The organism is Mycobacterium sp. 1245801.1, assembly GCF_001673055.1.
Lineage (GTDB): Bacteria > Actinomycetota > Actinomycetes > Mycobacteriales > Mycobacteriaceae > Mycobacterium > Mycobacterium europaeum_A.
Genome location: NZ_LZKY01000157.1, coordinates 1 through 14,045 on the forward strand (window position 1 = coordinate 1; position 14,045 = coordinate 14,045).

13 protein-coding genes and 3 pseudogenes are annotated in these 14,045 nt (G+C 70.7%); 12 read left to right on the forward strand and 4 right to left on the reverse strand.

What is annotated here, in order from left to right:
- A partial coding sequence (locus A5622_RS09580) for a GAF domain-containing protein (RefSeq protein WP_066878123.1) occupies positions 1–520 on the reverse strand: 520 nt, incomplete at its 3' end.
- 259 nt (positions 521–779) lie between these two features.
- Between A5622_RS09580 and A5622_RS09585 the strand changes: the two genes are divergently transcribed.
- From A5622_RS09585 to A5622_RS09600, 4 genes are all read left to right on the forward strand, one after another.
- A complete protein-coding gene (locus A5622_RS09585; protein WP_066870187.1) occupies positions 780–1,760 on the forward strand; it encodes an NAD-dependent epimerase/dehydratase family protein in 981 nt (326 codons plus the stop codon).
- Between the two features lie 109 nt (positions 1,761–1,869).
- On the forward strand, positions 1,870–2,691 hold the full coding sequence (fdhD, locus tag A5622_RS09590; RefSeq protein WP_066878124.1) for a formate dehydrogenase accessory sulfurtransferase FdhD: 822 nt from the start codon (positions 1,870–1,872) through the stop codon (positions 2,689–2,691).
- A 224-nt stretch (positions 2,692–2,915) separates the two neighbouring features.
- Positions 2,916–3,293 carry a YraN family protein gene (locus A5622_RS09595; protein ID WP_066878140.1) on the forward strand — a complete coding sequence of 126 codons (378 nt, stop codon included), beginning with the start codon at positions 2,916–2,918 and terminating at the stop codon, positions 3,291–3,293.
- Complete coding sequence (locus A5622_RS09600) at positions 3,293–4,804, forward strand: YifB family Mg chelatase-like AAA ATPase (RefSeq protein ID WP_066878126.1); 1,512 nt, start codon at positions 3,293–3,295, stop codon at positions 4,802–4,804. Before A5622_RS09595 ends, A5622_RS09600 begins: the two co-directional genes overlap by 1 nt.
- 26 nt (positions 4,805–4,830) lie before the next feature.
- Here A5622_RS09600 and A5622_RS09605 read toward each other — a convergent pair whose 3' ends face one another.
- Positions 4,831–5,106 (reverse strand): DUF4190 domain-containing protein, encoded by a 276-nt coding sequence (locus A5622_RS09605; protein WP_066878128.1) that lies wholly within the window; start codon positions 5,104–5,106, stop codon positions 4,831–4,833.
- Positions 5,107–5,216: 110 nt separating this feature from the next.
- On the opposite strand from A5622_RS09605, the gene dprA reads away from it, so the two are divergent.
- The 4 genes from dprA to A5622_RS09625 are packed head-to-tail and all read left to right on the forward strand — an operon-like array spanning position 5,217 to position 9,401.
- On the forward strand, positions 5,217–6,395 hold the full coding sequence (gene dprA, locus A5622_RS09610) for a DNA-processing protein DprA (protein ID WP_066878131.1): 1,179 nt from the start codon (positions 5,217–5,219) through the stop codon (positions 6,393–6,395).
- Between the two features lie 34 nt (positions 6,396–6,429).
- Positions 6,430–7,287, forward strand: coding sequence for a siderophore-interacting protein (locus tag A5622_RS09615; protein WP_066878133.1), 858 nt, complete (start codon positions 6,430–6,432; stop codon positions 7,285–7,287).
- A gap of 24 nt (positions 7,288–7,311) precedes the next feature.
- A complete protein-coding gene (locus A5622_RS09620) occupies positions 7,312–8,472 on the forward strand; it encodes a lactate 2-monooxygenase (protein ID WP_066870204.1) in 1,161 nt (386 codons plus the stop codon).
- Between the two features lie 32 nt (positions 8,473–8,504).
- On the forward strand, positions 8,505–9,401 hold the full coding sequence (locus A5622_RS09625) for a tyrosine recombinase XerC (RefSeq protein ID WP_066878134.1): 897 nt from the start codon (positions 8,505–8,507) through the stop codon (positions 9,399–9,401).
- A gap of 15 nt (positions 9,402–9,416) precedes the next feature.
- On the opposite strand, the pseudogene A5622_RS09630 reads toward A5622_RS09625, so the two are convergent.
- Positions 9,417–9,911, reverse strand: a pseudogene (locus A5622_RS09630) (M23 family metallopeptidase); the annotation flags it as partial.
- A 303-nt stretch (positions 9,912–10,214) separates the two neighbouring features.
- On the opposite strand from A5622_RS09630, the gene rpsB reads away from it, so the two are divergent.
- From rpsB to A5622_RS09645, 3 genes and pseudogenes are all read left to right on the forward strand, one after another.
- Positions 10,215–11,048: a 30S ribosomal protein S2 gene (rpsB, locus tag A5622_RS09635; RefSeq protein WP_066870213.1), complete on the forward strand. Its 834-nt coding sequence runs from the start codon at positions 10,215–10,217 to the stop codon at positions 11,046–11,048.
- Positions 11,049–11,060: 12 nt separating this feature from the next.
- Positions 11,061–11,888 (forward strand): translation elongation factor Ts, encoded by an 828-nt coding sequence (tsf, locus tag A5622_RS09640; RefSeq protein WP_066870216.1) that lies wholly within the window; start codon positions 11,061–11,063, stop codon positions 11,886–11,888.
- Positions 11,889–11,966: 78 nt separating this feature from the next.
- Positions 11,967–13,372 (forward strand): annotated as a pseudogene (locus A5622_RS09645) (amidase).
- A 34-nt stretch (positions 13,373–13,406) separates the two neighbouring features.
- Here the strand turns inward: A5622_RS09645 and A5622_RS09650 are convergent.
- Positions 13,407–13,826, reverse strand: a complete 420-nt coding sequence (locus tag A5622_RS09650; protein ID WP_066878138.1) for a MarR family winged helix-turn-helix transcriptional regulator — start codon at positions 13,824–13,826, stop codon at positions 13,407–13,409.
- A gap of 123 nt (positions 13,827–13,949) precedes the next feature.
- On the opposite strand from A5622_RS09650, the pseudogene A5622_RS28070 reads away from it, so the two are divergent.
- A pseudogene (locus A5622_RS28070) lies at positions 13,950–14,045 on the forward strand (cation transport regulator ChaB); the annotation flags it as partial.

The following is a 14,045-nucleotide window of genomic DNA, read 5'->3' on the forward strand; positions in this document are numbered from 1 at the left end:
CGACACTGGCGAACGCGGCCAGCACCGCGGCCCGCCCGGCGGACTCGGAGTCGAACATGTTCGGGGTGTCGCTGAACAGGTTCAGCGCCGCCCCCTTGCGTTTGTCGATCAGGAGGCGGAACCCCATCGCGCCGCGCACCGGGGTCTCCGCGACCAGGATTTTCGCCAGTCGCGGCCACAGCGAGGGGGTCGTCAGGTCGGTGTCGATCTGCGGCGTCTCCTCTTCGATGGCGTCGATGCAGGGGCCGTCGCCGGCCCGCCTTTCGATGTCGTCGATCTGTTTGGCGAGCCGGTCGCTGGCGCCCACGGTGATGTATTTGTCGTTCTCGCGCACCAACAGGCTGGCGTGGTCGCAGCCACGGACTGTCAGAGTGGCGGCGATGCAGATGGCCGCATACATCTGGTTGGCGTCGGAGCCCTGATAAATGATTTCTGCGAGGGCGGCGAAAACCGTCGCCGGGTCGGCCTTCTCTCCGCCCGTCGCGGGTGCGTCCGCGCCAGTCATCGATTGGTCCGCCATGTCATGCCTCGTTCCTGCGGTGTCGGCGGTGTTATCCGCGTTCGATCGCCGTAGATTATCCGCCGCCGGTACCAGCCTTACACGCCGTTTCGTCCTGATGCGCCGATCTCGGGGATCTTGCTGGTCACCGATGACCGCCAAACCCGCTGACGATGCGCGGAAGGCACGTCCAAACACTCACGAATCGCGAGACATTGGAAAGATGGTTCTACCACGTGCGCGAGGTTTCGGCTGGCCGCGGGAGGGAAGGACGTTCTGAATGGGAGTGACCGTCGCGGTGACCGGACCAACCGGGGAGATCGGTATCTCCGCGGTGACGGCGCTGGAACGCGAGCCCGCCGTCGACGCGATCATCGGGATGGCCCGCCGGCCGTTCGACCCGTCGTCGCGCGGCTGGCTGAAAACCACCTACCAGCAGGGCGACATCCTGGACCGTGAGGCCGTCGACGCCCTGGTCGCGCGGGCCGACGTGGTGATCCACCTGGCCTTCATCATCATGGGGTCGCGCGACGAGAGCGCCCGGGTGAACCTGCAGGGCACCCGCAATCTGTTCGAGGCGACGGTGGCCGCCGAGCGGCCGCGCCGCCTGGTGTACACCTCGTCGGTGGCGGCGTACGGCTACCACTCCGACAATCCCGTCCCGCTGACCGAGGACGTCGCCCCCCGCGGGTCCGCCGAGCACTACTACTCCGAGCAGAAGGCGGCCTGCGAGGCGCTGCTGGCCGACATCACCAAGGATTCGCCGCTCGAGGTGTTCGTTCTACGGCCGTGCATCGTCGCGGGCCCGAAGGCCACCGCGCTGGCCGACGCCATGCCGTGGAACCAGCTGCCCGGCCCGGTGCGTGCGGTGGTCAAGGCCGTCCCGGTGCTCAAGCCCGTGGTGCCCGATCCGGGTTACCCCCTGCAGCTGGTCCACCACGATGACGTCGCGACGGCGATCGCCCTGGCGGCCACCGCCCCGGCGCCGCCGGGGGTGTACAACATCGCCGGTGACGGGGTCGTGACCGTGGCCGATGTGGCCAGGGCGCTGGGTGGCCGGCCGGTGCGGGTTCCCGCCGTCGCCGCCACGGCGGCCTCGGCGGCGATCTCACGGGTGCCGCGGGTGCCGTCCATGCTGGAATGGCTGCACACCGCGCGGACGTCGATGGTCATGGACACCACCAAGGCCAAGACCCAGCTGGGCTGGCGCCCGCTGCACTCGTCGGCCGAGACGCTGGAAGCGCTGGCCTCGGGGGTGTGAGAGCGTTGTTCTGCTCGGCGCCCGCCCGCCGGCCAAGGTAGTTTGATCCGATGGGACTTGAGCGTTTCGCCGCGTCTCGCGACGTCGCCGCCGGCGGTGAAATCGCCTAGTGGGTCACGTCACGTCGCGCCGGCGGGTGACGCATCTGTCCGCCGGTGAAGCGATCACCCGACCGGAAACCCTGGTCGTCGAGGAGCCGTTGGAGATTCGGGTCGACGGCGCGGCGGTCACCGTGACGATGCGCACCCCGGGATCGGATTTCGAACTCGCCCAAGGCTTTCTGCTCACCGAGGGCGTCATCGCGGGCCGCGACGACGTGCACAGCATCCGCTACTGCGCCGGGCGCGACGACGACGGCGCGAACACGTACAACGTGCTGGACGTGACCCTGATCCCCGGCGTACCGAAGCCCGTTCTCGACGTCACCCGCAACTTCTACACCACCTCGTCGTGCGGCGTGTGCGGCAAGGCCTCACTCGACGCGGTGCGACTGCTCAGCCGGTTCTCGCCCGGCATCGATCGCGCGACCGTGGCCGCAGCCACCCTCGAGGCGATGCCCGGTCAATTGCGTTCCGCGCAAAAGGTTTTCGACAGCACCGGGGGCCTGCACGCTGCGGCGTTGTTCGGCGCGGACGGCGCGATGCTGGTGGTGCGCGAGGACGTCGGCAGGCACAACGCGGTCGACAAGGTGGTCGGCTGGGCGACCGAGCACCGGCGATTGCCGCTGCAGTCCACCGTGTTGCTGGTCAGCGGGCGGGCGTCGTTCGAGTTGACGCAGAAGGCCGTGATGGCCGGGATTCCGGTGCTGGCGGCCGTGTCCGCGCCGTCGTCGCTGGCGGTCTCGCTGGCCGAGGAGTCCGGCATCACGCTGGTGGCGTTCCTGCGGGAGGACTCGATGAACATCTACACCAGGGCGGATCGGATCACCTAGGTCGATGGCGGCGACCCGCGGCGCCCGGCGACGCCGCGCTTGCGATCGCCGCTAGGTCGATGGCGGCGACCCGCGGCGCCCGGCTACGCCGCGCTTGCGATCGCCGCTAGCGTTTCTGCGCCAGCTGTGGATGGACGCCGCACTGGGGATAACCGGGGGCCGCGGGCGGCCTCGGGTGGCGTCGACGGCCCGTCCCGTCGGGGTCACCGGGCACCGTGGCCCGCATGACAACCGAAACGACCATGACCCGGATCCAGCTGGGGGCGATGGGTGAGGCGCTCGCCGTGGATCACCTGACCCGGATGGGATTGCGCATCCTGCAGCGCAATTGGCGCTGCCGCTACGGCGAACTCGACATCATCGCCCGCGACGACGCCACCTCGACGGTGGTGTTCGTCGAGGTGAAGACCCGCACCGGCGACGGTTATGGCGGGCTGGCGCACGCTGTCACCCCGCGCAAGGTGCGGCGGTTGCGCAGGCTGGCCGGGCTGTGGCTGGCCGGCCAGCACCAGCGCTGGGCCGCGATCCGCATCGACGTGATCGGGGTGCGGGTCGGGCGCTGCCGCACCCCCGAGATCACCCACCTGCAAGGGATCGGCTGATGGCGTTGGGACGCGCGTTCTCCGTCGCGGTGCACGGCGTGGACGGGCAGACCGTGGAGATCGAAGCCGATATCACCTCCGGGCTGCCGGGCGTGCACCTGGTGGGCCTGCCCGACGCCGCCCTGCAGGAGTCTCGCGACCGCGTCCGGGCCGCCGTCACCAACTGTGGCAACTCCTGGCCCCAGGCACGGCTCACCCTGGCGCTGTCGCCGGCGACCCTGCCCAAGATGGGGTCGGTCTACGACATCGCCCTGGCCGCCGCGGTGCTCTCGGCGCAGCGCAAAAACCCCTGGGACCGGCTGGAGAAGACGGTGCTGCTCGGCGAGCTGTCCCTGGACGGCCGGGTCCGGCCGGTGCGCGGCGTGCTGCCGGCGGTGCTGGCCGCCAAGCGCGACGGCTGGCCGGCCGTGGTGGTTCCCGTGGACAACCTCGCCGAGGCCAGCCTGGTCGACGGCATCGACGTGTGGGGCGTGCGGACCCTGAAGCAGCTACACAAGTGGCTCAGCGGCACCGGCGCCCTCGACGGCCGGATCGACGTCAAACCCACGGACGGCGAGCCCGCGGCGGACCTGGTCGATGTGGTCGGGCAGACCCAGGCGCGGTTCGCGGTAGAGGTGGCCGCCGCCGGGGCGCACCACCTGATGCTCACCGGCCCGCCCGGCGTCGGCAAAACGATGCTCACGCAACGCCTTCCGGGGCTGCTGCCGCCGCTGACGGACGACGAGTCCCTGGAAGTGACCGCGATTCACTCGGTGGCCGGGCTGTTGTCGGGCGACACCCCGTTGATCACCAGGCCGCCGTTCGTGGCGCCCCATCACAGTTCCAGCGTCGCCGCGCTGGTCGGCGGTGGGTCCGGGATGGCGCGCCCGGGCGCGGTCAGCCGCGCACATCGCGGGGTGCTGTTCCTCGACGAGTGCGCCGAGATCCGGGTCAGCGCGCTGGAGGCCCTGCGAACACCGTTGGAGGACGGCGAGATTCGCCTGGCCCGCCGCGACGGCGTGGCGTGTTATCCCGCCCGGTTCCAGCTGGTGCTGGCCGCCAACCTGTGCCCGTGCGCGCCGGCCGACCCGCAGGACTGCATCTGCGCGGCGGCGGCCAAGCGCCGCTACCTGGGCAAGCTCTCGGGACCGCTGCTGGATCGGGTGGACCTGCGCGTGCAGATGCATCAGGTGAAAGCCGGGGCGTTCGCGGGTGGGGACGCCGAATCGACCGCGCAGGTTCGCCGCCGGGTCGCGCAGGCCCGCGCGGCCGCCGCGCAGCGCTGGCTACCGCACGGGTTTCGCACCAACGGTGAAGTCAGCGGGACGCTGCTGCGCCGGAAGTTCCGTCCCAGCCACGCGGCCATGGAGCCGCTGCAACGCGCGCTGGACCGCGGGCTGCTCAGCATCCGTGGCCTCGACCGCACGTTGCGGGTCGCGTGGAGCCTGGCCGACCTGGCGGGCCGCACGTCGCCCGGGACCGACGAAGTCGCCGCCGCACTGAGCTTCCGTCAACCCGGGGCGCAGCGATGAGCCCGGCGACGCAGCGCCCGGGCGCGCTACCAGCGCGCCATGCTCAGCCAATCGGTGTGCCCACCCCGCACCGCTATCGCGACACTCACCAGAATCGCGAACGCACGGGCGAATTGGGCCATGGCACGGCCACTTTCGCCCCGGTGTTCCATCTCGCGCAGCCCGAGGCAGGCCAGGCCGATGCTGATCACGGGAATGGGAAAACCGATCCAGCTGACCAGGCTGAGCACGAACGCCGCGACGGCCCAGGGGTTCTTTGGGCGCTCGGACACGCTGTACACCATCGGCAGGTCGAGGATCATGGGTCGTTCCGTTCGTTGCGGGCCGGCGTGCGGCGGGCGGCTGATGACACCACACTCGCGCGCGGGGCTCAAAGGATTCTTGGCGCGTTCTTGGCCCGGGGGGCGCGGCGATGACGACGGCGCTCGACGACCCCGCGCTGCGCGCCTGGGCGTATCTGTCCCGGGTGGCCGAGCCGCCCTGCGCCGAACTCGCCGCGCTGGTGCGGGGCGTCGGCCCGGTCGAGGCGGCCGAACGGGTCCGCCGTGGCCTGGTCGACGACGACCTGGCTCGCCGCACCGAGGCCAGGCGAGAAATCGACTGCAGTGCAGCCGATCTCGAGCTACTCGCCCGGCGCGGCGGCCGGTTGATCACCCCTGACGACGACGAATGGCCGCTGCTGGCGTTCGCCGCATTCCACGGTGCCGCACCGCGCCCGGGTGGCGGTGCGCCGACGGTGCCGCCGATGGTGTTGTGGGCGCTGGGACCCGTCCGGCTCGATGAGGTCGCGCACCGGGCTGCCGCCGTGGTCGGGACGCGCGCGTCCACCGCGTACGGCGAGCACGTCGCCGGCGAACTGGCGGCCGGGTTGGCGCAGCGCGACGTCGCGATCGTCTCGGGAGGCGCGTACGGCATCGACGGCGCGGCGCACCGCGCCGCGCTGGACTGCGACGGCATCACCGTCGCGGTCCTGGCCGGCGGGCTCGACGTCCCCTACCCGAGCGGTCACACCGCGCTGCTGCACCGGATCGCCCAGCACGGGCTGCTGTTCAGCGAATACGCGCCAGGTATCCGCCCCGCCCGCCACCGATTCCTGACCCGCAATCGGCTGGTGGCCGCCGTGGCCGGGGCCGCCGTGGTGGTGGAAGCCGGCCTGCGCAGCGGCGCGGCCAACACCGCGGCCTGGGCGCGGGCGCTGGGGCGGGTGGTGGCCGCGGTGCCCGGACCCGTGACGTCCTCGGCGTCGGCGGGCTGCCATGCGCTGTTGCGCAACGGCGCCGAGCTGGTGACCCGGGCCGACCACGTCATCGAGCTCATCGGCCATATCGGCGAACTGGCGGCGCAGGATTCGCACCCCGCGACGCCGCTCGACGGCCTCAGCGACGCCGAACGCCGGGTCTACGAGGCGCTGCCGGGCCGCGGCGCCGTCACCGTCGACGAGATCGCGGTCGCCTCGGGCATGGTGCCTGAGCTGGCGCTGGGACCGCTGGCGATGCTCGAGCTGGCCGGGCTGGTGCAGCGGCAGGAGGGGAGGTGGCGAATCGTCCGGGCGTCCGCAGGCCAAGCTGCAGCGACCGCGCGACTCGTATAGTCGAGCGGGGGTCGGGGTTTGAACAGGAGGACAAGTGGCAGGTCGACCACTGCAATGCTTCGAAGTCGTCGGTACCGAACAACTCACACGGCACATGGTGCGGATAGTGCTCGGGAGCAAGGATTTTGACGCCTTCGTGCCGAGCAAGTTCACCGACTCCTACGTCAAGCTGGTGTTCGTCGCCGACGACGTCGACGTGGCCGGGTTGCCCGAGCCGCTGACCCTCGACAGCTTCGCCGACCTGCCACCGGAGAAAAAGCCGTCGGTGCGGACCCTCACCGTGCGCCGCGTCGACGTCGACAAGCGCCAGATCACGCTGGACATCGTGGTGCACGGCGAGCATGGCATGGCGGGGCAGTGGGCGTCGACGGCCCAGCCCGGCCAGCCGATCTACCTGATGGGCCCCGGCGGCGCATACACCCCGGACCCGGCCGCCGACTGGCACCTGCTGGCCGGCGACGAATCGGCGCTGCCGGCCATCGCCGCGGCCCTCGAGGCGTTGCCCCCCGGCGCCGTCGGCAAGGCGTTCATCGAGGTCGCGGGCCCAGAAGACGAGATCGCTCTGAGCGCCCCCGAAGGCGTCGAGGTGCACTGGGTGTACCGCGGTGGGCGTGCCGACCTGGTGCCCGAGGACCGTGCCGGCGATCACGCGCCGCTGATCGAGGCGGTCAAGAGCGCCCCGTGGCTGCCGGGACAGGTGCACGTCTTCATCCACGGCGAGGCCCAGGCCGTCATGCACAATCTGCGGCCCTACATCCGCAAAGAGCGTGGCGTGGACGCCAAGTGGGCATCGTCGATCTCGGGCTACTGGCGCCGCGGCCGCACCGAAGAGACGTTCCGGCAGTGGAAGAAAGAGCTGGCGCAGGCCGAGTCGGCGAACTCGTCAGCCTGACGGCCGCCTGGCATTGTCTGTTCCATGGCATTCGGCGATTACCAGAACGAGATCTACTTCAAGGGACTGGGCGGGGTGGCGCCCGCGCTGCCGATGGCGTTCGCGGAGCTGGAGGCCCGCGCCGAACGGGCCATGTCACCGTCGGTGTGGAGCTACGTCACCGGCGGCGCCGGCGACGAACGCACGCAGCGGGCCAATCGCGAAGCCTTCGATCGCTGGGGCCTGATACCACGAATGTTCGTCGGCGCCGCCGCGCGTGACCTGTCGGTGGAGCTGTTCGGGCTGACCCTGCCGTCGCCGGTGTTCATGGCACCGATCGGCGTCATCGGCATCTGCGCCCAGGACGGCCACGGCGACCTGGCCACCGCACGCGCGGCCGCGGCCACCGGCGTCCCGATGATGGTCTCCACCCTGACCACCGACCCGATGGAGGACGTCGCCGCGCAGTTCGGTGACACCCCCGGCTTCTTCCAGCTGTACACGCCGAAGGATCGCGACCTGGCCGCCAGCCTCGTGCAGCGGGCCGAGGCCGCCGGCTACCAGGGCATCATCGTCACCCTGGACACCTGGATTCCGGGATGGCGCCCGCGCGACCTCACCACGGCCAACTTTCCCCAGCTGCGGGGGCTCTGCCTGAGCAACTACACCAGCGACCCGGTCTTTCGCGCCGCCCTGCAGCGCCCGCCGGAAGAGGACCCGCAAGGCACCGTCCTGCAGTGGGTGACCACCTTCGGGAACCCGCTGACCTGGGACGACCTCGGGTGGCTGCGGTCGCTGACCGACCTGCCGCTGATCATCAAGGGCATCTGTCACCCCGACGACGCCCGGCGCGCCAGGGACGGCGGCGTCGACGGCATCTACTGCTCCACCCACGGCGGGCGCCAGGCCAACGGGGGCCTGCCCGCGCTGGCGTGCCTGCCGGGGGTCGTCGAAGCGGCCGACGGGCTGCCGGTGCTGTTCGATTCGGGCATCCGCAGCGGCGCCGACGTCGTCAAGGCGCTCGCGCTGGGCGCCACGGCGGTGGGCATCGGCCGGCCGTACGCCTATGGCCTGGCGCTCGGGGGAGTCGACGGCATCGTGCACGTGCTGCGCTCGATCCTGGCCGAGGCCGACCTCATCATGGCCGTCGACGGCTATCCCACGCTCAAAGATCTCACCCCGGACACGCTTCGGCGCGTCGACTAGAGCGCCCACCTGCTCCCTGCGACCGTGGGGGAGTGCAGGCGATCCTCGAAGAGTTCGACGAGTACCTGGAGTTGCAGTGCGGGCGCTCGGCGCACACCCGCCGCGCCTACCTCGGTGACCTGCGCTCGCTGCTCGCCTTCATCGGCGACCGCGGCGCGGGTCTGGACGGGCTCAGCCTGCCGCTGCTGCGCTCGTGGTTGTCCGCCGCGGCCGCGGCCGGCGTCGCCCGCACGACGCTGGCCCGGCGCACCTCGGCCGTCAAGGCCTTCACCGCGTGGGCGCTGCGCCGCGGCCTGCTCAGCGCCGATCCCGCCGCCCGGCTGCAGGTCCCCAAGGCGCACCGCACCCTGCCCGCGGTACTGCGCCAGGATCAGGCCGCCGACGCCATGGCCGCCGCCAAATCCGGTGCGCAGCAGGGTGATCCGCTGGCACTGCGGGACCGGCTGATCGTCGAGATGTTGTACGCCACCGGGATCCGGGTCAGCGAGCTGTGTGGCCTGGACATCGACGACGTCGACACCCACCATCGCCTGGTTCGCGTGCTGGGCAAGGGCAACAAGCAGCGCAGCGCGCCGTTCGGCCGGCCCGCCGCCGAGGCGCTCGACGCGTGGCTGGCCGACGGGCGTCCCGCCCTGGCCAACGCGGAGTCGGGTCCGGCGCTGCTGCTGGGCGCGCGGGGCCGCCGCCTCGACGTCCGCCAGGCGCGCACGGTGGTGCACCAGACGGTCGCGGCGGTGGACGGCGCGCCGGACCTCGGGCCGCACGGCCTGCGGCACAGCGCGGCCACCCATCTGCTCGAGGGCGGGGCGGACCTGCGGGTGGTCCAGGAGCTGCTCGGGCACTCCAGCCTGTCGACCACCCAGCTCTACACCCACGTCGCGGTGTCCCGGCTGCGCGCGGTGCACGACCAGGCCCACCCCCGGGCCTGAGCCGCCTCACGGCTGCAGCGGTTTGAGCCGGATCGGCGTGGATTCCAGCAGGCCGAGCGGATCGACATAGCGCGCGCCCGAGGCCGGCCCCCACATCGCGCCCCAGTGCAGGCACGCCCCTCCCGCTCGAGAGGCCGGACACCCGGGGTGCCCGGCGACCAGCTCGCCGATCACGGTCGCGGCGGTCACCGGCTGACCGACCCGCACACTCGCCGGGACCGGCTCGTAGCTGGTGTGCAACCCGCCGGGGTGGGCCAGCGACACCACGGGCCGTCCGGCCAGCGACCCGGCGAACACCACCGTCGCGGTGCCCGCGGCGTACACCGGCTGGCCCGCCGCCCCGGCCAGGTCCACGCCCCGGTGTCCGGGATGCCAGTCCTGGGCCGGGGCGTCGAATCCCCGGACGACGGCCGGCGGCGGGCGCAGCGGCCACTGCAGGCGATCCGCAGCGGCAACCGCCGGCACCGCGCTGACCAGGCCCGCACACAACAGCAGCGCACTCCACCGCATCCAGGCAGTTCAGCGGGTCCCGAACGGCCGGTCCAGCCGAGTCCCGCCGGGTCTGTGCAGGAGCGGCCCGGTTGGGGAAGCGTGGTAAAAGCACCTGCTGAGTCGGTGTAAACTGCTGGTCGCAGCTCGTTCGCGGGCTGACTTCGCGCGTCTGCATCGCGTCTCTGGTTCCACGAGGAGTTCGCAATCGCATGCCGGGCGGTCCCGACCGGGTTTTCCCGGCTGGGTCCGGCATCGCAGCAGCCGCCAGGGCCCGGCCTCACCCGATGCCAGGCGACAACCGACACAAGTTAAGGCACAACCATGGCCGTCGTAACCATGAAGCAGCTGCTCGACAGCGGCACCCACTTCGGGCACCAGACCCGTCGCTGGAATCCCAAGATGAAGCGGTTCATCTTCACCGACCGCAACGGCATCTACATCATCGACCTGCAGCAGACGCTGACCTTCATCGACCAGGCGTACGAGTTCGTCAAAGAGACCGTCGCGCATGGTGGCAGCATCCTGTTCGTCGGCACCAAGAAGCAGGCGCAGGAGTCCGTCGCCGCCGAGGCGACCCGCGTCGGCATGCCCTACGTCAACCAGCGCTGGCTGGGCGGCATGCTGACCAACTTCTCCACCGTGCACAAGCGCCTCCAGCGCCTCAAGGAGCTCGAGGCGATGGAGCAGACCGGTGGCTTCGAGGGCCGCACCAAGAAGGAAATCTTGATGCTGACCCGCGAGAAGAACAAGCTCGAGCGCAGCCTCGGCGGTATCCGCGACATGGCCAAGGTGCCGTCGGCCATCTGGGTCGTCGACACCAACAAGGAGCACCTCGCGGTTGCGGAGGCTCGCAAGCTGAACATCCCGATCATCGCGATCCTGGACACCAACTGCGACCCCGACGAGGTCGACTACCCGATCCCGGGCAACGACGACGCGATCCGTTCGGCCGCGTTGCTGACCAAGGTGATCGCCTCCGCCGTCGCCGAGGGCCTGCAGGCCCGCGCCGGGGTCGGCCGTGGTGACGGCAAGCCCGAGGCGGAAGCCGCAGAGCCGCTCGCCGAATGGGAGCAGGAGCTGCTGGCGTCCGCTACCACCACCGCCCCCACCGACGCCGCTGCGGGCACCCCGGAATCAACAACTGACCCCTCTTAGGAAGGCTGAACATTGGCGAACTTCACCGCTGCCGACGTCAAGCGGCTTCGGGAACTCACCGGTGCCGGCATGCTCGACTGCAAGAACGCGCTGGCCGAAAGCGACGGCGACTTCGACAAGGCCGTCGAGGCGCTGCGGATCAAGGGCGCCAAGGACGTCGGCAAGCGTGCCGAGCGTGCGACGGCCGAAGGTCTGGTCGCGGCCCAGGGCGGCGCGCTGATCGAGCTGAACAGCGAGACCGACTTCGTCGCCAAGAACGCGGAGTTCCAGGCGCTGGCCGACCAGATCGTGGCGGCGGCCGTGTCGTCGAAGGCCAAGGACATCGACGAGCTCAAGGCTTCTTCTATTGACCAAGCCTCGGGCACGAAGACCGTCGAGCAGGCCATCGCGGAGCTCTCGGCCAAGATCGGCGAGAAGCTGGAGCTGCGCCGCGTCGCGAACTTCGACGGCACCGTCGAGACCTACCTGCACCGGCGGGCGGCCGATTTGCCGCCCGCGGTCGGCGTGCTGGTCGAATACCAGGGCTCGGACACCGAGGCGGCTCACGCCGTCGCGCTGCAGATCGCCGCGCTCAAGGCCCGCTACCTCTCGCGCGAGGACGTGCCCGAGGACGTGGTGGCCAGCGAGCGCCGCATCGCCGAGGAAACCGCCAAGGCGGAGGGCAAGCCGGAGCAGGCCCTGCCCAAGATCGTCGAGGGCCGGCTGAACGGCTTCTTCAAGGACGCGGTGCTGCTAGAGCAGCCGTCGGTGTCCGATAGCAAGAAGACCGTCAAGGCGCTGCTCGAGGACGCCGGTGTCACCGTCACGCGCTTCGTTCGCTTCGAGGTGGGTCAGGCCTGATCGAGGCCTGACCGCCCCGGCCGCGGACAAGCCGGGAAACCTCCCGGTCGGCAGGGTGCGCGGGTTAGCGTCAGTGCTATGCGACACGTGCACGCGTTCGGCGACGATGCCCTTGGCGATCTGGACGCGGTCGGCCTGGCCGACGCCCTTCGGTCCGGCCGGGTGGGCCGGGCCGAGGTCATCGAGGCCGCAATCGCCCGCACCGAGGCCGTCGACCCGCTCCTGAATGGCTTGGCGTACGCGGCTTTTGACCAAGCGCGGGCCGGTGCGGCCGCCCCGGTGGCGGGCTACTTCGGCGGCGTCCCGACGTTCATCAAGGACAACATCGACGTCGCCGGGCAGCCTTCGATGCACGGCACCGATGCGTGGGCGCGCCGCAATGCCGTCGCCGACAGCGTGTTCACTCAGCTCTATCTCGCCACCGGGCTGACCTCGGTGGGCAAGACGCAGCTGTCGGAATTCGGCTTCAGCGCGTCGGCTGAACACCCTCGCCTGGGCCCGGTCCGCAACCCGTGGGACACCGACTACACCGCCGGAGCGTCGTCGTCGGGATCGGGTGCTTCGTCGCCGCCGGCGTGGTGCCCATGGCGCACGCCAACGACGGCGGCGGCTCGATCCGAATTCCGGCCGCCTGCAACGGGTTGGTCGGGCTCAAACCGTCGCGCGGGCGGTTGCCCCTGGACGCGACGCTGCGCCGGATGCCGGTGGGCGTCGTCGTCAACGGGGTGGTGTCCCGTTCGGTGCGCGACACCGCGGCCTTCTACCGCGAGGCCGAACGCATCTGGCGCAACCCCAAGCTGGCACCGATCGGCGACGTCACCGGGCCCGGCCGGCAGCGGTTGCGGATCGCGGTGCTCACCCGTTCGATACAGCGCGAGTGCAGCCCGCAGGTGCGCGAGCTGACGCTGAAGTCCGCGGGCCTGCTCGAGGAGCTGGGCCACCGGGTCGAACACGTCGACCAGCCCCCGGTCGCGGCCAGTTTCGTCGACGACTTCGTGTTGTATTGGGGTTTCCTGGCGCTGGCCCAGGTGAGCGGCGGGCGACACATGTTCGGTGAGACGTTCGACCGCAGCAAGCTCGACAGCCTGACGCTGGGTCTGCTCCGGCACACCAGCCGCAACCTGCACCGCCTACCGGCGGCGATCGTGCGGCTGCGCCGGGCGCGCCGGCGCACCGCGCGATTCGCCCGCACTTACGACGCGGTGCTCACGCCGACCGTCGCCGACGAGACGCCGCGCATCGGGTTCCTGGCGCCGACCGATTACCGGCAGGTGATCAGCCGGCTGATCGACTGGGTGTCGTTCACCCCGCTGCACAACGTCACCGGGGAACCCGCGATCTCGCTGCCGCTGGCCCAGTCCGCCGACGGCATGCCGGTGGGCATGATGCTGTCGGCCGATATGGGTCAGGAAGCGCTGCTGCTCGAATTGGCCTACGAGCTCGAAGAGGCGCGGCCATGGGCGCGCATCCAGGCCGCCGGGTGATCGAGCTTCGCCGCGCTTGCGATCGCCGCTAGTGCTAGTCGGAGCCGAGTTTCTCGAGCATCCTTTTGAATTCGCGCTGCTGGGTTTCGGTGAGCTTGCTCAGGATGCGGGCGTCGGCACCGCGGACCGCTCCTTCGGCGCGCTTGAGCAGGGCGCGGCCCTGCCCGGTCAGGTTGGCCGGCAGCGCCCGCCCAGAGGACACCGTCGACGGGCGCGCCACCGCCCCGATTTCTTCCAGCTTGCGCAGCACGGTGTTCATCGCCTGCGGGGTGACGTTGGTGTGGCGAGACAGCTCGGCGCTCGACATTCCCGGGAACATCGAAAGAATGCGCAGGCAAACGAATTCGGGCAGGGTCAGGCCCAGCGGGCCCAACGCGGCGGCAACCTCGGGTCGCAGCACCGCGCCCACCCGGTAGAGCAGGTAACCCAGCGGAGCATCGTCGGCCTGAATCATGTCAACGATATTGACATATTTATGCCGGACCGACGCGCACATCGGGCAGACCGTGATTGTCCGCGCCGCAACGGGGTAACCGGTTGGCTACCCGAAAGCGCTTGTGGTACCCGAGGAGGTTCGATGCCGAAGACGACAAAGGGCGGCGCGGCCAAGAAGAGCGAATTGCCCAGCACGTTGCAACGTTCCAGCGCCAAGGCCCAGCGCACGTTCGCGAAA

What these genes read in the sequence shown, in the direction of transcription:
- rpsB (WP_066870213.1), top strand. Translation starts at nt 10,215, where the DNA reads ATGGCCGTCGTAACCATGAAGCAGCTGCTCGACAGCGGCACCCACTTC.
- A5622_RS09605 (WP_066878128.1), bottom strand. Translation starts at nt 5,106, where the DNA reads ATGATCCTCGACCTGCCGATGGTGTACAGCGTGTCCGAGCGCCCAAAG.
- A5622_RS09620 (WP_066870204.1), top strand. Translation starts at nt 7,312, where the DNA reads ATGGCATTCGGCGATTACCAGAACGAGATCTACTTCAAGGGACTGGGC.
- A5622_RS09650 (WP_066878138.1), bottom strand. Translation starts at nt 13,826, where the DNA reads ATGATTCAGGCCGACGATGCTCCGCTGGGTTACCTGCTCTACCGGGTG.
- dprA (WP_066878131.1), top strand. Translation starts at nt 5,217, where the DNA reads ATGACGACGGCGCTCGACGACCCCGCGCTGCGCGCCTGGGCGTATCTG.
- A5622_RS09585 (WP_066870187.1), top strand. Translation starts at nt 780, where the DNA reads ATGGGAGTGACCGTCGCGGTGACCGGACCAACCGGGGAGATCGGTATC.
- A5622_RS09595 (WP_066878140.1), top strand. Translation starts at nt 2,916, where the DNA reads ATGACAACCGAAACGACCATGACCCGGATCCAGCTGGGGGCGATGGGT.
- A5622_RS09600 (WP_066878126.1), top strand. Translation starts at nt 3,293, where the DNA reads ATGGCGTTGGGACGCGCGTTCTCCGTCGCGGTGCACGGCGTGGACGGG.